General features: G+C 58.6%; 32 protein-coding genes. 14 read left to right on the forward strand and 18 right to left on the reverse strand.

The window, feature by feature from the left end:
• Positions 1-4: 4 nt before the first annotated feature.
• The 13 genes from D6851_RS10560 to D6851_RS10615 form a co-directional block, all read right to left on the reverse strand.
• On the reverse strand, positions 5-598 hold the full coding sequence (locus D6851_RS10560) for a tail tape measure protein (protein ID WP_120324874.1): 594 nt from the start codon (positions 596-598) through the stop codon (positions 5-7).
• Entirely contained in the window at positions 591-794 is a 204-nt protein-coding gene (locus tag D6851_RS10565; RefSeq protein WP_120324875.1) for a phage tail assembly chaperone, read from the reverse strand. Before D6851_RS10565 ends, D6851_RS10560 begins: the two co-directional genes overlap by 8 nt.
• Positions 791-1,105: a gene transfer agent family protein gene (locus D6851_RS10570; RefSeq protein ID WP_120324876.1), complete on the reverse strand. Its 315-nt coding sequence runs from the start codon at positions 1,103-1,105 to the stop codon at positions 791-793. Before D6851_RS10570 ends, D6851_RS10565 begins: the two co-directional genes overlap by 4 nt.
• Entirely contained in the window at positions 1,102-1,509 is a 408-nt protein-coding gene (locus D6851_RS10575) for a phage tail tube protein (protein WP_120324877.1), read from the reverse strand. The genes D6851_RS10570 and D6851_RS10575 overlap by 4 nt, the downstream gene beginning before the upstream one ends.
• Positions 1,510-1,531: 22 nt before the next feature.
• Entirely contained in the window at positions 1,532-1,927 is a 396-nt protein-coding gene (locus D6851_RS10580) for a DUF3168 domain-containing protein (RefSeq protein ID WP_120324878.1), read from the reverse strand.
• Positions 1,928-1,931: 4 nt separating this feature from the next.
• Positions 1,932-2,096 carry a hypothetical protein gene (locus D6851_RS17760; RefSeq protein ID WP_183030063.1) on the reverse strand — a complete coding sequence of 55 codons (165 nt, stop codon included), beginning with the start codon at positions 2,094-2,096 and terminating at the stop codon, positions 1,932-1,934.
• On the reverse strand, positions 2,093-2,653 hold the full coding sequence (locus D6851_RS10585) for a head-tail connector protein (RefSeq protein WP_120325093.1): 561 nt from the start codon (positions 2,651-2,653) through the stop codon (positions 2,093-2,095). Before D6851_RS10585 ends, D6851_RS17760 begins: the two co-directional genes overlap by 4 nt.
• 133 nt (positions 2,654-2,786) lie before the next feature.
• On the reverse strand, positions 2,787-3,917 hold the full coding sequence (locus D6851_RS10590) for a phage major capsid protein (RefSeq protein ID WP_420797108.1): 1,131 nt from the start codon (positions 3,915-3,917) through the stop codon (positions 2,787-2,789).
• Between the two features lie 135 nt (positions 3,918-4,052).
• Entirely contained in the window at positions 4,053-4,514 is a 462-nt protein-coding gene (locus tag D6851_RS10595) for an HK97 family phage prohead protease (protein ID WP_120324880.1), read from the reverse strand.
• A complete protein-coding gene (locus tag D6851_RS10600; RefSeq protein WP_120324881.1) occupies positions 4,511-4,819 on the reverse strand; it encodes a DUF6127 family protein in 309 nt (102 codons plus the stop codon). Before D6851_RS10600 ends, D6851_RS10595 begins: the two co-directional genes overlap by 4 nt.
• Complete coding sequence (locus D6851_RS10605; protein ID WP_120324882.1) at positions 4,816-5,976, reverse strand: phage portal protein; 1,161 nt, start codon at positions 5,974-5,976, stop codon at positions 4,816-4,818. Before D6851_RS10605 ends, D6851_RS10600 begins: the two co-directional genes overlap by 4 nt.
• 65 nt (positions 5,977-6,041) lie before the next feature.
• On the reverse strand, positions 6,042-7,379 hold the full coding sequence (locus D6851_RS10610; protein WP_238474036.1) for a DNA-packaging protein: 1,338 nt from the start codon (positions 7,377-7,379) through the stop codon (positions 6,042-6,044).
• The gene (locus tag D6851_RS10615) at positions 7,357-7,899 is read right to left on the reverse strand and encodes a hypothetical protein (protein WP_183030064.1); all 543 of its coding nucleotides are present in this window, start codon (positions 7,897-7,899) and stop codon (positions 7,357-7,359) included. The genes D6851_RS10610 and D6851_RS10615 overlap by 23 nt, the downstream gene beginning before the upstream one ends.
• Positions 7,900-8,093: 194 nt before the next feature.
• On the opposite strand from D6851_RS10615, the gene D6851_RS10620 reads away from it, so the two are divergent.
• Positions 8,094-8,732, forward strand: a complete 639-nt coding sequence (locus D6851_RS10620) for a YqaA family protein (RefSeq protein WP_120324884.1) — start codon at positions 8,094-8,096, stop codon at positions 8,730-8,732.
• A 71-nt stretch (positions 8,733-8,803) separates the two neighbouring features.
• Here the strand turns inward: D6851_RS10620 and D6851_RS10625 are convergent, their stop codons facing one another.
• From D6851_RS10625 to D6851_RS10640, 4 genes are all read right to left on the reverse strand, one after another.
• Complete coding sequence (locus tag D6851_RS10625; RefSeq protein ID WP_120324885.1) at positions 8,804-9,232, reverse strand: OsmC family protein; 429 nt, start codon at positions 9,230-9,232, stop codon at positions 8,804-8,806.
• A 180-nt stretch (positions 9,233-9,412) separates the two neighbouring features.
• Positions 9,413-10,663, reverse strand: coding sequence for a serine palmitoyltransferase (gene spt, locus D6851_RS10630; protein ID WP_120324886.1), 1,251 nt, complete (start codon positions 10,661-10,663; stop codon positions 9,413-9,415).
• Between the two features lie 6 nt (positions 10,664-10,669).
• Positions 10,670-10,912 (reverse strand): acyl carrier protein, encoded by a 243-nt coding sequence (locus tag D6851_RS10635; protein ID WP_120324887.1) that lies wholly within the window; start codon positions 10,910-10,912, stop codon positions 10,670-10,672.
• A 73-nt stretch (positions 10,913-10,985) separates the two neighbouring features.
• Complete coding sequence (locus D6851_RS10640; RefSeq protein WP_120324888.1) at positions 10,986-11,387, reverse strand: response regulator; 402 nt, start codon at positions 11,385-11,387, stop codon at positions 10,986-10,988.
• A gap of 93 nt (positions 11,388-11,480) precedes the next feature.
• Between D6851_RS10640 and D6851_RS10645 the strand changes: the two genes are divergently transcribed.
• The 9 genes from D6851_RS10645 (at position 11,481) to D6851_RS10685 (ending at position 18,028) form a co-directional block, all read left to right on the forward strand.
• On the forward strand, positions 11,481-11,735 hold the full coding sequence (locus D6851_RS10645) for a DUF3572 domain-containing protein (protein ID WP_338014748.1): 255 nt from the start codon (positions 11,481-11,483) through the stop codon (positions 11,733-11,735).
• Positions 11,732-12,361: an HAD family hydrolase gene (locus tag D6851_RS10650; protein WP_120324890.1), complete on the forward strand. Its 630-nt coding sequence runs from the start codon at positions 11,732-11,734 to the stop codon at positions 12,359-12,361. The genes D6851_RS10645 and D6851_RS10650 overlap by 4 nt, the downstream gene beginning before the upstream one ends.
• Positions 12,358-12,819, forward strand: a complete 462-nt coding sequence (locus tag D6851_RS10655; protein ID WP_120324891.1) for a RidA family protein — start codon at positions 12,358-12,360, stop codon at positions 12,817-12,819. Before D6851_RS10650 ends, D6851_RS10655 begins: the two co-directional genes overlap by 4 nt.
• A complete protein-coding gene (locus D6851_RS10660; protein ID WP_120324892.1) occupies positions 12,791-13,564 on the forward strand; it encodes a glycerophosphodiester phosphodiesterase family protein in 774 nt (257 codons plus the stop codon). The genes D6851_RS10655 and D6851_RS10660 overlap by 29 nt, the downstream gene beginning before the upstream one ends.
• 28 nt (positions 13,565-13,592) lie before the next feature.
• Positions 13,593-14,741, forward strand: a complete 1,149-nt coding sequence (locus D6851_RS10665; RefSeq protein WP_120324893.1) for a GNAT family N-acetyltransferase — start codon at positions 13,593-13,595, stop codon at positions 14,739-14,741.
• Between the two features lie 276 nt (positions 14,742-15,017).
• Positions 15,018-15,476 carry an RNA polymerase-binding protein DksA gene (dksA, locus tag D6851_RS10670; protein ID WP_120324894.1) on the forward strand — a complete coding sequence of 153 codons (459 nt, stop codon included), beginning with the start codon at positions 15,018-15,020 and terminating at the stop codon, positions 15,474-15,476.
• Between the two features lie 144 nt (positions 15,477-15,620).
• Entirely contained in the window at positions 15,621-15,995 is a 375-nt protein-coding gene (locus D6851_RS10675; protein WP_120324895.1) for a PilZ domain-containing protein, read from the forward strand.
• A gap of 47 nt (positions 15,996-16,042) precedes the next feature.
• Positions 16,043-17,578, forward strand: coding sequence for an ABC transporter substrate-binding protein (locus tag D6851_RS10680; RefSeq protein WP_120324896.1), 1,536 nt, complete (start codon positions 16,043-16,045; stop codon positions 17,576-17,578).
• A gap of 33 nt (positions 17,579-17,611) precedes the next feature.
• On the forward strand, positions 17,612-18,028 hold the full coding sequence (locus D6851_RS10685; protein WP_238474037.1) for a DUF4112 domain-containing protein: 417 nt from the start codon (positions 17,612-17,614) through the stop codon (positions 18,026-18,028).
• A 29-nt stretch (positions 18,029-18,057) separates the two neighbouring features.
• Here the strand turns inward: D6851_RS10685 and D6851_RS10690 are convergent, their stop codons facing one another.
• Positions 18,058-18,666: an HNH endonuclease gene (locus D6851_RS10690; protein WP_120324897.1), complete on the reverse strand. Its 609-nt coding sequence runs from the start codon at positions 18,664-18,666 to the stop codon at positions 18,058-18,060.
• A gap of 124 nt (positions 18,667-18,790) precedes the next feature.
• Between D6851_RS10690 and gluQRS the strand changes: the two genes are divergently transcribed.
• From gluQRS to D6851_RS10710, 4 genes are read left to right on the forward strand one after another with little or no spacing between them, the layout of a single operon-like run.
• Positions 18,791-19,636, forward strand: a complete 846-nt coding sequence (gene gluQRS, locus D6851_RS10695; protein WP_120324898.1) for a tRNA glutamyl-Q(34) synthetase GluQRS — start codon at positions 18,791-18,793, stop codon at positions 19,634-19,636.
• Between the two features lie 5 nt (positions 19,637-19,641).
• Entirely contained in the window at positions 19,642-19,869 is a 228-nt protein-coding gene (locus tag D6851_RS10700; protein ID WP_120324899.1) for a hypothetical protein, read from the forward strand.
• Between the two features lie 54 nt (positions 19,870-19,923).
• Positions 19,924-20,793 (forward strand): 3-hydroxybutyryl-CoA dehydrogenase, encoded by an 870-nt coding sequence (locus D6851_RS10705; protein WP_120324900.1) that lies wholly within the window; start codon positions 19,924-19,926, stop codon positions 20,791-20,793.
• Between the two features lie 51 nt (positions 20,794-20,844).
• Positions 20,845-21,189 carry a hypothetical protein gene (locus D6851_RS10710; protein ID WP_120324901.1) on the forward strand — a complete coding sequence of 115 codons (345 nt, stop codon included), beginning with the start codon at positions 20,845-20,847 and terminating at the stop codon, positions 21,187-21,189.
• Positions 21,190-21,227 lie beyond the last annotated feature (38 nt).

Raw genomic sequence — 21,227 nt, forward strand, 5'->3', positions numbered from 1 at the left:
TGATTTAAGCCTGGATTTCGCTCAGCGCGCGGCGGACCGAGCTTGCCACCTGTCGCGAGGAGCGTTGCAGAATGGCCGGGGTGTGGCTGCCGCGCGGCGCGGCAATAGTGATGCCAACCGAGACTTTCCGCGTGCTGTCCTGTGCGGCCGGGGTTTCGACCCGTCCGGCGCTGGTCGGTACGAAAACTTCGGGACCTCTTTCGCCCACCATATAGGCCTGCCCCGGTGCCACAGGGCCACCGGTGGCCCGGCCGGGTAAGCCCAACAACCCCCCAATGGCCGATGTCAGCAAGCCACCGGCGCTTCCGGGTGATGGCGGTCCGGTCCGGCGATCCCCGAATAGCGAGCCAATTCCGCTTTGCACTGCCTGGGCGGCGATTTCGCTCATGGTCGTCAATGCCGCGCGTTTGAGATCGTCAAAGCCGAGATGGCCGCGCCGGATAGCGCGTAACAACCCGCTTTCAAGCACGTCACCCGCTTTGGCGAAACCATCGACCAGCGTGGTGTCGAGCGTTCCGCGCATCGTTTCGATATCGGTCCGGAAGCCCTGCGTGCTGGCCCGCACATCGACCAGCAGCGTTTCGATTTCGTCATCCATGGCGCTCTTGCTCCATCATTCGGTCTATATCTGTGCGATTGAGCGGGGCAGCGCTGCTGCTATCGCTATCGGGCGGCGTGAAAAGCAGCACTATCTCCGCAGGGGTCGCCTGCCAGAATTCGTCCGGCCGCCAGTGCCAGAGCTGCCCTGTTATGCTGGCAAGCCGCAATGCGTGGGCAGCGAAACGCTCGCTCATGCGCGGCCTTGCAAAATCTGCCCGAGCACTTGCCGCAAGGGCGCCGCCGCTCCGGCCAGACCGAGCGCCAGCACCGCTTCGCCCACGGCTTCCCGTGTTACGGTGTTGCGCTCGGTCAGACAGTGCCAGAACAGGCAGGCCATTTCGGACAAGCGCAATTCGCCCGCTCCGGCGCGTTCCACCAGCGCGAAAAGCGGGCCCAGTTCTTCTTCGGCAGCCACCAGCGCGGCGAAACTCGGGCGCAGCCGGTGCGGTGTGCCGTGCACCGTCAGCACAGCTTCACCGCGCAGTGCATTGATCGGGGCGTTCATACCGGCAGTACCGGGCCTGAGCTTTCGAGCTGGAGCGTATAATTGCGCTCCCCATTGAAATCCCCGGCATAATCGAGCCGCTGAATCAGGAATCGCCCGCGCAGTTTCTCGCCATCTTCGAAGGACAGTTCATAATCTTCCAGCGTGCCGGCCAGCGCATGAGCACGGCAGGCATTTTCGGCATTGCTGCCGAGAAAAATTCCCGCCGCACTGACCGAGACGGAGCGCGTTCCGGCGCCTGACAGCAATTCGCGCCAGCCGCCCGATTCCTTATGCGTGACGACCACCGGATCGCCATTGATGGACATTTGCGTGGTGCGTAGCCCCGCTACGGTGGCATAGGCCGGATCGGCGGAACCGTCACCGATTTTGAGAAGGAAGGCAGAGCCTTTCTGGGCGGACATGGGCAGTCTCCTTAAAATGGGATCAGGCTTCGGCGGCCAGTAGCCGGAAGCGGTATTCGAGCAGGATGGCGCGCAGATTCCGGGGGCGTTGCTCGGCCCGGGCGCGCAGGAAGGTGGTGGAAGCGATGGTGAAACCGGGCTGACCGGCGGGCAGGCTTTCGATCCTTTCCTCGATGGCACGGGTCAGGGCCGCAGCCATGGCCGGATCGTCACCCCGGCAGTGCAGTTCGAAGGCGAGGCGGACTTCGCGCCCTTTCGCGGTTTTGGTGCTCCAGTCTGTGCTGGCGCTGGCGGCGATGCCGAGCCAGGGGAAGCTGGTTCGGGAAGGGGCTTCCTCGGTGACGGCGTTCAGCTCTGTCTGGAGCAGGGGATCGGTGCGCAGCCAGTCTGCCAGCAGGATTCGCAAGGCGGTTTCCATGGGCTTACTCCCTGTGGATGAGCGGCCAGAGCAGGCGCGGATCGCGCCATTTCTCGGGCGAGGAGCGGCGGGTATGCGCCTGTTCGATGATGGCTGCTTCGGCGAGGTGGCGCGCTTTTTCAGCCAGCTTTCCGGCCAGTGCGCGCGAATGGAGAAGGGTGGCGATCATGCGAGCCGCATCCGCCGCCATGGCCGCCACAGGGCTGCAATGGCGAGCGGCGGTGCGCTGCCCTCGTCGCCGCGATCGCGCTGGCGATAGAGATGCGCGGCAAGCCGCAGGATGCCGTGGCGCATTCCATCGGGCAGGCCGGTCCAGCCGGGAGCCAGGCCGGCGGTAAAGCGAATGACGATCCGGCTTTCCTGCGGCGCTGCTGTCAGGCGGAACAGGCCGCATCCGTCGTCGCCGAGATCGAGCCGGTAGTCGCTGGCTTCCAGCGGCCGGGTGCTGCCGTCATCTGCCAGCCAGCGGATTTGTGTAATGGCGCTGACCGGATGAGTGGCAAGGCTGCGCCAGCCTCCATGGCCAGGCGGTGCGGCGGGATGCACTTCCTCGCACTGGTTTTCGAGCGGCATGAGGCCGGTAAAGCCTTCGCACATATCGCAGGCACTATGCAGCAGCGCTTCGAGGGTGGCGTCATCTCTGCCGGCGGTGATGGCGAGCCAGTCTTTCAGCTCACCGAGCGCGCTGCCCGAAAGGTCGGGCCGCGTAACGATTACCCGCTTCATGGCGGTCTCCACAATGGGCAGGAAAAGGGGCGCGCCCATGCGTCTGCCCGGAGGGGAGGACAGGCAGGAGGCACGGGCGCGCAGGCGGTTCGTCAGGGCCTTGCTACGGGGTGGCAAAAGGCCCTGCGGCGTCTCAGGCTTCGATTTTCAGCAGCTTGATGGCGGCGCTGTCGAGCACCTGTCCGCCGACCCGCCGGGTGGCGTAGAAATGGACGAAGGGTTTGTTGGTGAAGGGATCGCGCAGGATCGTGGTCGCGCTGCGTTCGGCAATCAGATATCCGGCCTTGAAATTGCCGAACGCGATCGGGAAAGCATTGGCGGCGATATCGGGCATGTCTTCGGCTTCGATTACCGGATAGCCGAGCAGCCGGTCGGGCTGGCCTTCGATCAGGCCCGGCTGCCACAGAAAAGCTCCGTCGGCGGTTTTCAGCTTGCGCACGGTGGAGAGGGTGGAGGAATTCATCACCCAGCTCGCCCCCTGCCGGTGGCCTGCTTTCATCGTATGGACGAGGTCGATCAGTTTCGCTTCGGGATTGGTGTCGAAACCCTCGCTGTCACCGCTGCCGATATATTGCAGCGTCTTGAACGGGCGGACGGCATCGCCTGCGAGCGAGACCGGCGAAGACAGGAAGCCGAGTGGCTGATGGGTGCCATTGCCCTTGATGAAAGCGGCCCCTTCGGCGCGGGCGAATTCCATCGCGATTTCGCTTGCCAGCCAGCTTTCGATATCGAAGGCGGCATCGTCGAGCATGGCCTGGCTGGCCGCCGGATTGGCGTAGAGTTCGCCGGTGGGCGGTGCGATTTCGGCAAATTCGGGTGTGTCGGTTTCCGGGCGAGCGGCGGTTTCGCTGACCCAGCCCGAGGCTGTGCCGCCGGTGGAAACGAGCTTGCGATAGCCGGCACTGCCGACCTGCACGACCTGAGCGAGCTGACGGATCGGGCTGATTTCGATCAGCTCGCGGGCGATCATCGCATCGATTTCACGTGGCACGGCATAGCCGCCATCCTGCGGGGTGGCACCGGACAGGCTCTTGATTTCCTTTTCCGATCCGCGGCGCAGATAGCCATCGACAAAGCCCTTCACTTCGGGGCTGGCAGGATTGTCGCGCCCCAGAGCGGGGCGGGCGGCGGCGCGACTTACCCGGTCGAGCCGGGTCTTCACCTCGTCCATATCGCCGCGCAATTCGGTGATTGCCTTATCGGCTTCATCCTGCCGGGCAATGAGGTCGAAACTCTGTTCGAGCGGGGTGTTTTCGGGAGTCATATCCATGGGGCATTTCACCTTTCGGGGTTGGAAACGTGCACGAAAAAGCCGCCCGGAAAGGCGGCTGGCAGGAGGAAGAGGGAAAGGACGGAACAGGGGGGCAGGGCAGGGCGTGGGGCAGGGCGGGGCTCTGCGTCAGTGAACCAGATGCACGCGCGCGCCATTTTGCAGCGGATAGGTGACGAGGCTGACTTCGATCAGTTCGATATCTTCGAGCAGGCGCCCGCCGGGTAGCGGCTGAAAGGCGCGCGCGCGATAGCCGAAAGACAGGCCCGTTACCGTACGGTCGTAAAGCGCATGGGCCGCGCGGCTCCGGCTGCTGTCGAGCCGGGCGATGATGCGCAGGCCACGATTGTCTTCGCCCAGCCAGCCGACCGTGCCGATGCGCTTTTCCGGACGGTGCTCCCAGAGCAATGGGAAGGGATCGGCCGCCTCGGCGAGGCTGCGGGCGAAGGCGCCGGGCAGGATGATATCGCCCGCCCGGTCTTCCCGGTCGAACAAAGCCGCATAGCCGGCGATGGAAAGCGGCGCGGTGCTTTGGGTTACACGGCTATGCGCGGTTGCGGCGGGGTGGCGGATTCCGGAGGCACGGCTCATTTCAGCAACTCCGGCACGCCCATACGCATTGCGATCCCGACCAGCAGCAGCGCCATTACGCCGCGCACCATCCAGTCCACCACGGCTTTCCAGGCGCTCGCCTTGGCGTCGCGCCAGGCGCGCAGAAGCTCGCGCAATTCGTCGATATCGCTTTGCGCATTGTCATCCGCGAGGCCCAGCCGATGCAGCACACGGTCGGCGCCATGCTGGCTCGCCTCCTCGATAATCGCGCGCAGGGTCGTGAGGTCGCTGCCTTCTTCGGCAGCCTGCGCGATCAGGCTGGCAAGGGTGGTTTCCTGTTTCATTGCGCCTCTCCGTTCCGCGGCAGGCCGAGCATGGCGCGTTTCTCCTTCGCACTGAGAAAATCCGCTCCGGCGACCTGCGCCCATAATTTCTCGCGATCTTCGGACAGGGCGGGCACCTGATCGCGATCCACTTCGAGCGTCAGCCCGGCAAACCACACTTCCAGCCCCTCGGCGATGCCCGAAAGGATCTTGCCTGCCAGTGGTAGCAGCGTCAGCCGCCACAAAGCGCGATTGGCCTCGCGATAATTGGCATAGGTATTGTCTCCGGGCAGGCCGAGCAGCATCGGCGGCACCCCGAAACCCAGCGCAATATCGCGCGCGGCCGAGGCTTTGAGCGTTGCGAAATCCATATCGGCGGGCGTCATCGACATGCTCTGCCAGCGCAGCCCGCCATCGAGCAGCATGGGCCGCCCGGCATTGCCATCTCCGGCATAGGCCTGCTGCAATTCGGTTCTGAGCCGTTCGAACTGATCGGCGCTGAGGCCGATTCCGTCTTCGCTTTCATGAATCAGAGCGCCCGAGGGGCGGGCCGCATTTTCGAGCAGCGCCCGGTTCCAGTCGGCAGCGGCATTATGGATGGCGACCGCCTGTTCGATCGTTTGCAGACAGCCCGCCCCGTAATGATCGTCAAGCGGATGGAAGCTTTTGAGATGCACGATATTGGGCCAGCCCGCTTCGTCTTCCAGCGGCAGGGACAGCGTAGTATCCCCCACCTGATAACGATAGGCCGCCGGCCAGCCATCGGCCCCGGCAATCACCGAAACCCTCTCGGGCCGCAGGGCATAGAGTTCCACCGGCTGCCCGGCGGCATCCTTCATGATCTGCACATAGGCATTGCCATGCAACAGCAGATGCGCGGCCAGTGTTTCGAGCAGCGACTGCCCTGCGCTGGAAGCGTGCAACAGCTTCGCCGCGCGCATGTCCGAAGCAGCGGTGAGGGGCACTTGCCCGATGGCTTCCATCACAATCCGCAGCGAGCGTTGCGCGACCGGGTTTTCGAGCACGGCATGGCCTGCCGCCCGGCGATATTCGTAAGGCGGCCGGGTGCCCTGAGTCTCGAAAGCATGAAACCAGGGCGAAACATAGGAGCGCGCCAGAGGCATACGCCCCGCGTCACCGCCCTTGAAGGCGGTGCGCAGCGTATCGAGAAAAGACATGAGAAACCTCTTGGATTGAAGGCGGGATGAGCGCCGCAAGCGACGATCTGGAAAGTCAGCACGCGTTAGAAAGTCAGCACACGGGGCCCCGTGCGGCGGGTGAGGAGCAATTCTGTAAGGGCCCAGACCAGCGCGTCGGCACGGTCGGGGGAGCGGCCGGGGCCTTCATAGCTGCCGCCCGCCATCATTCCGCAAAGCTGGTCTTCCAGTGCAGGAAACTGCGCCGCATGGGTGATGCGGCCCGCTTCGTAAAGGGCGGCAACCGGCTCGGCGCGGGCGCTCTTGCCCCGGCTGGCATGGACGAGCCGCACCGGCATGGCGCAATCGGCTGCGCGCAGCACGCTTTCGACCATGGCCCCGCCCTGATTGGCTTCGGCCACCACCCGGTCGGCCTGCCAGCTCTGCGCGGTAAGCGCGACCTGCCGCGCCCAGCGTTCCGGCCCGACCGGGCCGAGCGAGGCATCGGCCAGCACCCGGCCATGGCCGTCCTCACCGATACCGGCAACGATAATGCCGCACAGATCGCCATGCGCCGAGGCCGGGGGATCGACCCCGACCACGATGCGGATGAGCGGTTGCGGCACTTCCACCCGGCAGCGTTCCAGCAGCGCGCGGCTCCACAGCGCGCCGTCCACTTCACCGAGCATTTCGCCGAGCAGTTCCTGCCGCCCCAGCGTCGTGCCGCCGAAGCGGTGCTGAATATCGGCCATGAACCGATGCGGCAAATTGGCTGCATTGTCGAAAGAGGAACCGCGCGTCACGACCACGCCCGCTTCGCTCTCCTGTGCCAGCAGGCGCTGCATCAGCGGGACCGCACGCGGCGTGGAAGTGGCGAGGATCTGCGGGTTTTCACTCAGACGCATACCCAGTTGCAGATTGTCCCATGCCTTGAGCGCACGGGAGGAGGCATTGTCCCATTTAGCCACTTCATCGCACCAGGCATGGCTGTGTTGCGGGCCGCGCAGGCTTTCGGGTTCGGCCGAGGAATAGAGCAGTGCCTGCGCACCGCCCGGCCATTGCAGACGGCGCAGAGACGGTTCGTAAGAAGGGCGCCGCGCCGGGCGGGCACAGGCCAGAATACCGCTTTCGCCTTCGACCATGATCGAACGGACATCGTTGAGCGAGGCCCCGACCAGAGCGATCCGCGCTTCGGGATCTTCGCGCGCCACCCGGATCACCCATTCGGCTCCGGCCCGTGTCTTGCCGAAACCGCGCCCGGCGCAGATCAGCCAGAGCCGCCAGACTGCCGCGGGCGGAAGCTGTTCGGGCCGCGCCCAGATGTCCCAGCAATAATGAAGATTCTTTTTCTGTTCCTCTGTGAGATAGGAAAACAGTGCTGTGCGATCGGTATCGTTCAGCGAGGTAAAGCCGCGCAGAGCCTCATCCATGAGCGGGCTTTTCATCGCCGGTTCCATCGGGCTGTGTGGCGGTGGCGGAACCGGGCGGCAGCAATTTTCGCGCGGCCTTTTCGCGTTCGCGCATTTTGGCGATTCGGGCATTGATCGAAGCGAGCAGGGCTGCCTCGTCGAAATCCTCGTGCCGGGCCCTTTCGCGCTGTGCAGTTTCCTGATGCAAAGCGAGCAGCCGCAGGGCAGAACCGATATCGAATTTCGGCCCATCGGCAGGCGCGCCCATTCGCAGGCGATAGAGCGTCTCCATTTCGAGATGCTCGTAACCTTCCATCAGCGCCTTGTGCCATTGCCGGGCAAAAGCGATCTCGCTGCGGCGTGTTTTATAAGCGCGCGCCGTGGTGACGCCTGCCGCTTGTGCCGCAGCGCTGACATTGGACGTATCGGCCAGCTTGTCGAGAAATACAGTGCGCCAGTGGCGATTGAGATGGCCGCTTTCGCCTTCGCGCAGATCGGCTCTGATTTTGGTGCGCGCGGAACGCCGCCGCGGCTGTAAGGCCTCGGTGTGAGTCATGTCGGGATATCCGTGAGATCTGGGAGAAGAAAAACGCGGCCTGAGCGAGTCGGACCTTCGCGATGTTCCTGATTGCTAACCAATCAGCGTGACAATGTCAAGATAAAATAACCAAAAAGGTTAAGTGATAGTGGTTGCGGTGCTGCACGCGCTCTTTTAGAGCGGAGCCTATCAGACGCGGATATGAGGGCCCGATGCTGCGCCGACTTTATGACTGGACGCTGGAAAAAGCGGCTCATCCCCATGCTACCGGCTGGCTCGCGCTGTTCGCTTTCATGGAATCCAGTTTCTTCCCCATCCCGCCGCATCCGCTGCTTGGGCTGATGTGTCTCGCGCGGCCGAGCAAGGCTTTGCGATTCGGGCTGGTCGCTACGCTGGCTTCGGTAGTGGGCGGATTGTTCGGCTACTGGATCGGCTGGGGTCTTTACGGTGCGATCGGCCAGACGCTGATCGATACGCTGGGCCTTACCGAGAGCTTTCCCGTGGCGGCCTGTTATCTGCGCGAATATGACTGGGAAGTGATCGTGCTGGCGGGCACCACGCCGGTGCCGTTCAAATTGCTGACCATCACCGCCGGTTTCATCGAAATGAATCTGGTGACATTCATTCTCGCCAGCATTGCCGGGCGCGGGCTGATTTTCATGAGCGTGGGTGTGTTGTTCCGCCTGTTCGGGGCGCCGATCAAGCGGTTTATCGATAAATATCTCGGGCTGGTGACAGCAGTGTTTACCGTGCTGCTGATCGGCGGAATTCTGGCCCTTTCGCTGCTTGGCCATGATGGCGGCGAAGCGCATGACAAATGCGAATCGGCCACCATGATCCAGCCTGGCTGAGGATGGGAGGGGGAGAGGCTGGCAGGCCTCTCACTTCACATCCCGCCGGCCCGGTCAGTCCTCGAAAATGGTCAGTCCTCGAAAGTGGTTTCGAGCGTGATTTCGGCATTGAGCAAGCGGGAAATCGGGCAACTGGCTTTGGCGGTATTGGCCAGATCGGTGAATACCTCTTTATCGGTGCCCGGCACATTGCCCGTCAATGTCAGGTCGGAGCGGGTCACGGTGAAGCCCGCCCCGTCTTTTTCCAGCCTGACCCGGGCGGTGGTTTCCAGCGTGCCCTTGGAAAGCCCTTTTTCGGCCAGTGCAAAGCTCAGCGCCATGGTGAAACAGCTCGCATGAGCCGCCGCGATCAGCTCTTCGGGATTCGTGCCCGGCTCATCCTCGAAGCGGGTGTTGAAACCGTAGGGCTGATTGTCGAGCACGCCGCTTCCGGTCGAGACATGGCCCTTGCCGCTTTTACCGAGACCTTCATATCGGGCGGTGCCTGTATTGGTCGTCATAGGTCTTTCTCCTGATTTGCGTTTCAGGAGAAAGACTCGGCAAAGGGGGGCTGTGTTCCGTGGCTTTCAGCGTTCCCTTATGCAGAGCCGCTCATTTGCGCAGATCGCGCGGGCAAGGCCTGGCTGGTGGCCTGATCCGGTCCTGCCCGGCCTTGCCCATGCGCTTTCGCGCTTTTCGGATCAGATGATCCCCACAGTTTTGCCCGCGCGCTCGAACATATCGAGAATCGTCCCGACCTGCTCTTCGCTATGTTCGGCGCAGAGCGAACAGCGCAGTAACGTCATATTGGCAGGGGTCGCCGGCGGGCGCGCCAGATTGACATAGAGCCCTTCCTTCAGCAGCGCTTCCCACATGGCCGCGCCCTTTTCGAGATCGGGCATGATGACCGCGACGATGGCGCTTTGCGCCTCTTCGGTACCCAGCGTGAAGCCGCGCTCTTTCAACCCGGCATGGAGACGCTGCGAATTGTCCCACAGATGCTTGCGCTTATCGGCATTATGCATCAGCTTGCGAATCGAGGTCGCAGCGGTGGCGACAACGCTCGGCGGCAGGCTGGCGGTGAAGACATAGGGCCGGCAGACGAGGCGCATGATCTCGAATTTGGGATGGTTGGAGACGCAGAAGCCGCCCACCGTACCGACAGATTTCGAAAAAGTGCCGATCACGAAATCGACATCGTCGATCACACCCTGCGCTTCGGCAACGCCCCGGCCGTTCTCACCGATGAAGCCCATGCTGTGCGCTTCATCGACCAGGACCATCGCATCGTATTTTTTGGCGACCGCGATCATTTCCTTCAGCGGAGCGATATCGCCGAGCATCGAATAGACACCTTCGAGCACGACGAGCTTGCCGGCCTCTTCAGGGATTCGACGCAGGCGCTTTTCCATCGCGTCGATGTCATTATGCTTGAAGGGAACGATCTCGGCATTGCCGAGCGAACAGCCGTCCCAGATGCTGGCATGGCTATCGATGTCGAGGACGATGTAATCGCCTTTTCCGGCAATGGTCGAAATGATTCCGAGATTGGCCTGGTAGCCGGTCGAGAAGACCATGGCGTGATCCATGCCGTAGAACGCTTTCAGCGCCTCTTCGCATTCCTTATGGCCCTGATAGGTTCCGTTCAGCACCCGGCTGCCCGTGGTGCCCGAACCGTAATCGGATAAAGCCTGCTTGCCGGCTGCAACCACATCGGGATCGAATGTCATCCCCATATAATTATAGGTGCCCAGCAAAATCGTTTCGCGCCCGTTGCAGATCGCCTGGGTCGGAGAGAGAACCCGCTCCATCACGAGGTTGAACGGGTCTTCCACGCCGCTTTCCAGCAGATCTTCGCGCTGTTTGATAAGCGGATCGAATTTGGAAAACAGATCGCCCTTTTCAGCGTCATGCGTCACGGGCCGGTCGGACTGGCTGATACCTTCGCTCATGATCGTTTAACCGTTCTGCAATTTATGCACAGCATCGATCAACTGGCCGTAAGTCTCGATTTCGGCCTGCTGGTTCATGCTGATGATAATGTCGAACTCATCTTCGATAGCGGCGACGAAATCCATCACCGTCAGGCTGTCAAATTCGAGATCACCGGCAAAGCTGGTGTTTTCTGTGATCTCGACGCCCTTCTTGTTGAAAGGCTCGATCAGAGAACGGATGCGACTATCGATGTCTGCGCGGTCCATGACGGAACTCCTTGACGTATGACACGTCATCTAAAACCCAAATGCGGCGCAAAAGCGGCGCATGGGGAGCTTGTCAAGCAATTGCCTGTCTGGCGCTGACATTCGTTCTGTCATCGAGCAGGGTTTTGACGGTTGTCATGAACGGTCCGATCGAGACCGGCTTGGCCAGATATCCTTCCGCCCCGGCATCGCGTATCCGCTCTTCGTCACCCTTTCCGGCATAGGCGGTCACAGCCAGAACCGGAATGTCCCGAAGGGCGGGGTCCCGCTTGATTTCAGCGATCAGATCAAGCCCGGAAACGTCCTGCAACTGAATGTCCATGATAACCAGATCGGGCATAAAATCACGTGTTCGTTCGATCGCGGCATGGCCATCGGCTACAGGCTCCACTTCGAACCCGCTGGCTCGCAGCACATCGCAGAAAAGCTTCCGATTGAGATCGTTATCCTCGACAACGAGGATCCGCTTGGTCATGTGTCCCCCGGACATGTCCTTCAGGAAAGAAAAGGTTACCGGCCTGTTTACCGATCTTGCAGGATGCTGGCAATTGTTAAGCGGACCGACCATATGACTCATGACCCGTCTGTACTGGCCTTGCAGGCCCTCGCTTGGATTCTGAGCGATGAAGACCGGGCGCAACGCTTTCTGGCTTTGACCGGCCTCACACCCGAATCCCTGCGTGACGGCGTGACGGACCGGGTGGTTCAGGGCGCGGTGCTGGATTTTCTGTGTGCGCACGAACCGGATCTGGTTGCAGCTGCCGAAATGATCGGTATCGAACCGGGTGAACTGGCAGCAGCGCGTGAAAGGTTGGATCGATGAATCGCCCGCTTCTCATTTCGGATTGCGATGAAGTGCTGCTCCACATGGTGCGTCATTTTCGCGACTGGCTGGATGAAGAACACGGGGTGGATTTCACCCTCAAAGGCCAGCCTTTTGCGCAATCCATGACCCGGCGCGAGACAGGCGAGTATCTCACTCAGGACGATGCATTTCATTATCTTAATCTGTTTTTCGATACGGAAATGCCGAGGCAGACAGCGATTGCCGGAGCCGTAAATGCCATTTCGGAGTTACAGCGCGATGCCGATGTGGTGATTCTGACCAATCTGGGAGATATGCGCAATGAAGCGCGCGTGAAGCAATTGAGAGAACACGGAATTGACGCGCCGGTTTTCACCAACCAAGGGCCGAAAGGCGAAGCGCTGAAACGTATTTTCAACGAATATCAGCCGGATCGGGCGGTGTTCGTGGACGATCTGGCTATCCACCACGCTTCAGCCGCGGAGGCTTTGCCGCAAATCGGCCGCCTGCACTTCTGCGGAGAACCCAGTATCGCCCCTTATGTGCCTTGTGCGCTGGAAGCCGGGGATGCCGACGCACGCATAGATAACTGGGCCGAGGCCTTGCCCTGGCTGCTCGACAATCTTCATGGAGAACGCAAATGAGTATCGAAGCCCGTCTGGCTGAAAAAGGTTACATACTGCCAGAAGCCGCTGCGCCGGTTGCGGCCTATCTGCCCGTGGTCGTACAGAATGGTCTTGCTCATGTTTCGGGGCAGCTCCCTTTTGTCGATGGCACCTTGGTGACGGGTAAACTCGGTGCTGACTTGACGCTGGAACAGGGCCAAACGGCAGCACAGGCCTGTGCATTGATGATTCTGGCTCAAATCAAAGCGGCGGGTTTTTCGCTCGACCGGATCGAAAAGGTGGTCAAACTCGGCGTTTTTGTCAATTCGCCAGCAGATTATACAGATCATCCGAAAGTGGCGAATGGCGCTTCTGAATTAATGGCCGAGGTGTTGGGTGAGGCTGGTCGTCACGCGCGCAGTGCCGTTGGCGTGGCTGCTCTGCCGCTCAATGCAGCCGTGGAAGTGGATGCGATCATTGCTCTGGCGACTGATTGACCGCTGGCGAGCTCCAGCTCCTCCTGCGCAGCGCGTAGAATGGTTATATAACTGGCAGTTCGCTCATCGCGGCCTGCACGGGAAAGCACGGGTCGAAAATTCGATGTCGGCCTTTTCAGCAGCGCTCAATGCCGGAATGGGTATTGAATGCGATGTGCAGGCCAGTGTGGATGGCCGAGCAATCATTTTTCACGACTGGACACTTGACCGGCTGACCGGACATCGAGGCCCGGTAGGACATCGCACGGTGGGGGAGTTGACGCATACGGCTCTGCTCGATTCGGCCGATAATATAGCAACGTTGCACGATCTGCTGAAACTGGTGCGGGGCCGGGTGCCGCTGCTGGTAGAAGTCAAAACGCGCAATACGGGCCGGGTTGAACGAATTTGCCTGGCCGTTCGGCGTGAGCTGGAAGGCTATCCGGGGCCTGTGGCAGTGATGAGTTTCGATTCGCGTGTAGTAAGCTGGTTTGCCCGTTATGCCGACAGCATCTGTCGCGGGCTGGTTATGAGTGAAAAGAACGCGCGGACTTTGTCTGGAGCAATTCGTCGTCACCTTGCTCTGTGGCGCGCCAGACCTGATTTTCTCGCTTATGATGTGCGTGACCTGCCCAGCCGTTTCGCGGCCATGCAACGCAGGCGCGGCATGCCGGTTTTGACCTGGACGGTCGATCAGCCTGGGCTTGTGGGGCTGGCGGCTCAATATGCTGATGCCCCGATTGCTGAAGGCTCGGGGGTCGTATAATGGACCCAAATGCCCTATTTATGAGGCAATGTCTGACAATAAACTGATTGCGCGCGTGGCTTCCTCGGTGGGCACTTTCTCTGCCGATGAGTGGGATGGGCTGGCTACGGATGGAGGGTGTGAGAGCAACCCATTTATGTCGCATGCTTTTCTTACCACGCTGGAAGATTCGAGCAGCGTCGGGCCCGGCACGGGATGGAGCCCTGCCCCCTTGGTCATCGAAAACACACAGGGTGGTTTGCTGGGGGCGCTTCCCTCCTACATCAAAGGTCATAGTCAGGGCGAATATGTATTCGATCATGCCTGGGCAGATGCCTGGCACCGGGCAGGCGGGAATTATTATCCCAAATTACAGATTGCGGCACCGTTTACACCGGCTACCGGGCCAAGACTTCTGTTACGAGATGAAAGTGTGGCCCCCCTTCTACTGAGAGCTGCCGAAGCGCTATGCGAGCAGAATGATCTGTCTTCCGCGCATGCGACTTTTATCGATCCGCGCCAGTTACCGCTTTTCGAAGAGGCTGGCTGGCTTACCCGCAGCGATATCCAGTTTCATTGGGAGAATACGGGGTTTTCCCAGTTCGACGATTTTCTCGAGAAACTGGCGTCACGCAAACGCAAGGCGATACGCAAGGAGCGTCGGGCAGCCCAAGAGGGGGTCGAAATTCGTCACCTGTCGGGTGATGATCTGAAAGCGGAACATTGGGATGCTTTCTGGGAATTCTATCAGGATACTGGTGCACGCAAATGGGGTACACCCTATCTGACACGTGAAGCTTTTGATCTCTTTGGCGAAAGAATGGGCGATCAGATTCTGCTTATTCTGGCCTATCAGGATGGAAACCCGATTGCCGGTGCACTCAACTTCATCGGAAGTGAGGCGTTGTATGGCCGCTATTGGGGCTGTATCGTCGACAAGCCCTTTCTCCATTTTGAATTATGCTACTATCAGGCGATCGACGCTGCGATTGCACTTGGACTGAAACGGGTCGAAGCCGGAGCGCAAGGAGGGCATAAGCTGGCGCGGGGTTATGAACCGGTCCGAACAAGGTCTGCCCATTGGATTGCCGATCCAGGTTTTCGCGCCGCTATAGCCGAATATCTCGAACAGGAGCGCGATGGTGTAGCTGCCGATCAGCTGTTTCTCGGAAGTCGAAGTCCTTTTCGTAAAGGATGAACGAAATTTGCGCTCGATCATTTGGTGGATTTCCACAAGCGGTAAATGGAAGATACAGCCTCTGTCCTTTATGCCCGACCCATTCCGAATGCCGGAAAACGGGGATCACGAGGCATTTTTATAATTTTGTTTGCCTTCACGGGGGATTGCGACTTGTGTGCAAATATCACTCGCTTTATACGCCCGGCCCATCGGGGCTTAACGATAAAAGATGCAGCGGAACAGCACGCCGTTAAGACCGATATGGGGAGGTGGACCGATTGCGGAGTAGCATAGATGGCTACCATTTTAGGTGACGATATCGATATTCTCGCGAAGGCCAAGCGAGCGCTGGATGGTGATTACACACCCAGCGATGACGAAGAATATATGTCGGCCAAACAACAAGACTATTTTCGAGTGCTTTTGCTTGAATGGAAAAAGGCGATTCTTTCGGCTGCTGAAAGCACGCTTCAATCGCTTCAGGATGGTCCGATCCGGGAGCCCGATCTTAATGATCGCGCTTCCAGTGAGACCGACTGGGGGATCGAATTGCGGACCCGGGATCGGCAGCGCAAGCTGATTGCCAAGATCGATGCAGCTTTACGGCGGATCGAAGAGGGTGAGTATGGCTGGTGCGAAGTTACGGGTGAGCCGATCGGTATCAATCGTCTGATCGCCCGGCCAATTGCCACCATGACGGTGGAAGCGCAACAGGCTCATGAACGTCGTGAAAAGATTTCGCGCGACGATTGACGCCTATTGACACAGGCTGCTGACGGGGAACCTGCCCTTTTATGATTGCGTTTGCGATCTTAAGAGCAGATAAACTTGTTGTATTGCAGTATATTCATGCACAGCAATGCTGAAGCATTTTTCTTGTGGCAAGATCGTAGGATAATGGCAAAAGTCGATACTCGCCAGGTTAGCCGGGACAGCCTGTTCCTTCTCGCGCAATTGCGTGTGGATGGGAGCGAGCAGCTTCATACGGTCCGTGTGCGCAATCTCTCTTCTCGCGGCATGATGGCTGAGGGAGATGTGAAGGTTATGCGTGGGACGCAGCTTTCCGTCGAATTGCGTAATATCGGCTGGGTGGAAGGCACTGTCGCGTGGACGCAGGATAATCGTTTCGGTATTGCCTTTATTGATGAAATCGACGCCAAACAGGTGCGCAATCCGGTCAATATGTCGGGTGATCTCGATACACCGCGTTACACGCGCACTGCCGTCGGTAAAGCGGACGATCGCGATCCCAAGAAGCTGCGTAAGATCTGATCCATCTATTCGTTGATGCGGGTCACCGCTACGCGTAAGGATTTCGCATGGTCCCTGCCCGAATCCTTATGCTTTGCTGCGCCTTTCTCGCAATAACGGGGTGTAAGGAAAAGCAGAGCGGCCCCGTTACTGTTGCATTTCCCACATCCGCCGAAGCGCTCTATGCAAAGGGGCTGCAATTGACCCCGCCGGCGCGTTATTTGCGCGGGGCAACTGAAAGTGGCCTTGTCGGGCTGGATCGTAACGGTGAAGTTATTCCTGCCATCGCTGATCGCTGGATCGTGACGGAAGACGGGATGAGTTATATTTTCCGCCTGCGGGATGGGAAATGGCCTGATGGCAGCGCAATCACCGCACGTAGCGTGAGGCAAAGTTTGCGTCAGACTCTGCGTGCTCTGACCGGGACCGAGCTGGGCCTCGACACTGCGCAGATTTCCCAAGTTCGCGCGATGGCAGAACGGGTGATCGAGATTCGCCTGTCGAGCCCGATGCCCGATTTTCTGCAACTTCTTGCACAGCCTGAATTCGCGATTCGTCGCGAAAGTGGCAGTATGGGGCTGATGACCATGACCAGGAAAGACGATGAAGCTGTGCTTCTCTTGCGTCCGCCTGAAGAACTGGGATTGCCGCTGGATGGAAAATGGGCTCAGCACAATCGTCCGGTCCACATTGTGCCGTTAACCGCAAAAGATGCGATTGAACGCTTCAAGAATGGTGCGGTTGATCTGGTGGTCGATGGCCGTTTGGGAAGCCTTCCTCTTACCGATATGGGGCCGCTTGCGCGCGGGACCTTGCAGCTGGACCCTGCGCTGGGCCTCTTTGGACTCCAGATTCGACATGAAAAGGGCTTTCTTGCAGAGCCTGAAGGGCGCGAAGCTCTCAGTCTGGCGCTGGACCGGAATCGTCTGCGCGAAGCGCTCAATCTTGCTGGTTGGATTCCGACCACGCGTATCGTGGCAGCAGGTCTGCAAGGCGATCTCGGCACAATCGGTGAGAGATGGGCCGATATTTCCATGGAAGAGCGACGCGAAGAGGCGGCTTTACGTGTCGCAGCCTGGAAAGCTTCGGTTAGAAGCGAACTCGACAGGACGGAAGCTGAAGTGTCAGCCGACATGGCGAAGGAAGATAAGGAAAATACGCCATTACAACTTCGTATGACTGTCTTCCTGCCCGAAGGTCCCGGTTATGATATGCTGTTGGATGCGTTGGGCAGCCAATATGCGGAAATAGGTATTACGCTTGTCCGTGCACCGGATGCACAGGCTGCCGATATGGTGCTGGTCGATAATGTCGCCCGATATGCGGGTGCACGCTGGTTTCTCAACCAGTTCAATTGCCGGCTGAAACGAGGTCTTTGCTCAGCTGAGGCCGACCAGCGTGTAGCGGAAGCCATGACCGCGACCGACTCTGGGGAGCGCTCGGCTCTGCTGACCGAGGCAGAAGCGGAACTGACTTCTGCTAATGCTTATATTCCGCTTGGATCACCAATTCGCTGGTCGTTAGTTCGGGGGCGGCAGGAAGGCTTCGCCGTCAATCGCTGGGCTTTCCATCCCTTGCCGGAACTGGCTACACTTCCCAATTAGAGCAGGAAGGTCAGCTAGGCGGGAAGGTACCAAATGTCTGATAATAAACGTCCGCGCTCCATGGGGATCGAAATGCCGGTTGGCAACGATCCAGCCTCCATCCGTCAGCGGATCCAGATGATGGAAGCGCTTCTTGAGCGAGCCTTTACCGTGCCGGGCATAAAACGCGGCGTTGGTCTCGATGCCGTTATCGGCCTCATTCCTGTGGTAGGTGATGTCATCACAGCGGCTATGGGCGCCTATATCATATGGGAAGCGCGCAATCTGGGTATCCCGAAATGGAAATTATGGCGCATGGCGGGCAATATCGCTTTTGACAGTGCTATCGGTGCTATTCCGGTAGCCGGCGATTTGTTCGACTTTGTTTATCGGTCCAATTCGCGCAATCTGAAGATCATTAAAAAGCATCTCGATAAGCACCATCCCGCTGCACAGGTGATCGACGGTTAAAGGCGATACTTGTCCGGTCTGCCGATGAATTACTCTTCCAGTTCGATATCCCAATAAAGCCAGTCCCGCCAGGTTTCATGAAGATAATTAGGCGGGAATCCCTTGCCATATTGCTGTAATTGCCAGCTTGTTGGCCGGATCGGTTCCACTTTTAGCTTCATATGAGCCTGTTCCGGCGTGCGTCCGCCTTTCCGCATATTGCAGGGGGCGCAGGCGGTGATGATATTCTCCCATGTCGTTTTGCCGCCCAGTCTGCGTGGGATGACATGATCGAAGGTCAAATGGTCGTGGCATCCGCAATATTGGCAGGCGAAGCGGTCCCGCAGGAACAGGTTAAACCGTGTGAAAGCCGGAAATTCGCTCGGTTTCACATATTGCCGCAGGGCAATTACAGAAGGAATCTGTATGTCGAGCGAAGGCGAATGAACCGCACGATCATAACTCGCCACGACATCCACCCTTTCGAGGAAGATTGCCTTAATGGCTGTTTGCCAGGGCCAGAGGCTCAGCGGATAATAGGACAACGGAGTGTAATCGGCGTTGAGAACCAGCGCCGGGCAGTTTTCCAGCTTGCGTGTGGGATCTTCATCCGCACTGCGGAAGCAAGCTGCTCTTTCGATCAGTTCGGCTTTGAACACTCTTTGTGCCCTCCCTGATGAATGCAGGTGAGCATTTGCTGCAAAAAGCGTCAAGACTGTTACAAAAGCATAATCCACAGAAATTTTGGCTAAATTTATGTTTAGCCTCTAGGACAGTGCCGGAATGATCGTTACGCGCTTTGCCCCTTCTCCGAATGGCTCTCTACATCTTGGCCATGCCTATTCTGCTATTACCGCTCATGATTGTGCCCGGATGGGTGACGGACGTTTTCTCTTGCGGATCGAGGATATTGATGGGAGCCGCTCACGCTCCGAGCTGGCGGACGAATTTCGTGCTGATCTTCAATGGCTTGGCCTATCGTGGGAAGATGTCCCGCCACAATCGACAAGACTGGCCAGATATTCAGAGGCAGCCGAACGCTTGAAAGCGACGGGATTGCTGTATCCCTGTAATTGTACCCGGGCGGATATTATGGCCACAGATCCCGAAATGGGACCGTTGGGGCCGATCTATCCCGGGCATTGCCGCCATAACCCTCCCGACCCGACGAGGCAAAAGGTTGCCTGGAGGATGGATGTTGCGGCGGCCATGGAGGCTGTTGGACCGCTTACTTGGATAGATGAGCGGTTTGGTGAGCAAAGGATGTCGGCCGATCTCATGGGCGATGTGGTTCTGGTGCGTAAGGATTGCGATACGCCTTCAAGTTATCATCTCTCGGCCACGCTGGACGATGCTGCCGATGGTGTGACGCTGGTCACACGTGGAATGGATCTGTTTATGGCGACGCATATTCATCGCTTACTTCAAGCGTTGCTCGGCTTGCCGAGCCCGCACTGGTATCATCATGACTTGCTGGTGGATGATGATGGCCGCAAACTGGCTAAAAGGCGCGGATCTCCATCCCTGGTGGATCGCCGTCTGGCAGGGCAGGACGGGTTGATCTTGGCAGCCGATCTGCGTGCAGGAACTTTCCCCGCTGGTCTTGTTCTGTCTCATTCGTTAGAATGACATATATGAACACGTTTCTGGTTATTTTGCTGATCTTTCTGGCGATTATGGTGGTCGTTTCGCTAATTCGCGGGATCGTTGCTTTTCTTCAAAGCACCAGAATCGATCTGGAAAGTGGCTCAGACAAAGTAACAGAGCTGCAACTGAAGCAGAACCGCGCCATGATGTCCCGTATCAAGTATCAGGCAGCTGCTATCTTCGTCGTGGCAATTATCCTGCTGTTCAATCGCTAGCAAAGCGGCCTCCAGGCCGTTATATGCGTGCTGCAACTGCGAAGGAGTGGCGTGATGAGAAGGATCGGAGTTATTGGAGCAGGGCAGATGGGTGCAGGAATCGCCCACACGGTGGCTTCCAGCGGCATAGAGGTGCTACTGACTGATCGTGATCTGTCCATTGCGGAAAAGGCGAAAGATGGCATTGCCAAGCGGCTGAATCGTCTGGTCAGCAAGGAGAAAATGACCTCGGAGGATGCACAATCTGCCCTTTCCCGGATCACGCCGATTGACGATTATGCGCCGATGACTGATGCGGAGCTGATTGTTGAAGCGGCGACCGAGAACGAAGAGATCAAGAAAGCCATCTTCGAACAGGCCTGTGCTGTTCTGGCCGATGAAGCTGTTCTTGCCAGCAACACCAGTTCGATTTCGATCACACGCATGGCGGCGGCAACACCGGTCCCGGAGCGTTTTATTGGGCTCCATTTTTTTAATCCCGTTCCCGTCATGAAACTGATCGAACTGATTCCGGGACTGGCAACCAGCGATGATACGGTCACTCGCACGCGTAGCTTCGCTGAAAGCCTTAGCAAAGAAGTAGTGCTGAGCGAAGACGAGCCAGGCTTTGTAGTTAATCGCATCCTGTTGCCGATGATTAATGAAGCGGTTTTCGTGTTGGGGCAGGGTACAGCCAATGTGGCTGATATCGACAAAGGTTGCCATCTTGGTCTCAATCACCCGATGGGGCCTTTGCAACTGGCTGATTTTATTGGCCTCGATACGTGTCTTGAAATCATGCATGTGATCTTTGAAAGCACCGGCGATTCCAAATATCGCCCTGCACCGTTGCTCACTAAATATGTCGATGCGGGTTGGCTTGGGAAGAAAACCGGCAAAGGCTTTTATGACTATTCCGAAGAGGAAGCTCAGCCGACCCGCTGATTGGGAACAGGCGAGGCATGCTACCCGTTAATCAGTCAAAGGAGATATCCGATGACTGATAAGCCCGTTGAAAATCAGGAACAGCGTCAAGCCGATATGGCGCCTGAAACGCATAATGACGAGCAGGACGATCATCTCGCCCAGGCACAGGAGGTGTCAGAAGAGGCGCAGGCACTGACGCCTGGCAGCGAAAGCCCGACTGAAAGTGAAAGAGACCAGGGCGATAGTGGCCTGCTCAATGATTCCACACAGGATATGGTCGATCATATGCGCGATATGGAATCAAGCGGTCGGGTGGATATGGATGCCTATCGCGGTGAACCGAATTACGATGATAATGTCGATAAATATGGCGAAGGCCATAATAGCGACGGATTGCGCGGAGATGGCAGTTAAAGACGCATCGCATATGAAGGCCGGGTAAGCCGATATGT

The sequence above is a fragment of the Altericroceibacterium spongiae genome, from assembly GCF_003610805.1.
Classification (GTDB): Bacteria; Pseudomonadota; Alphaproteobacteria; order Sphingomonadales; family Sphingomonadaceae; genus Altericroceibacterium; species Altericroceibacterium spongiae.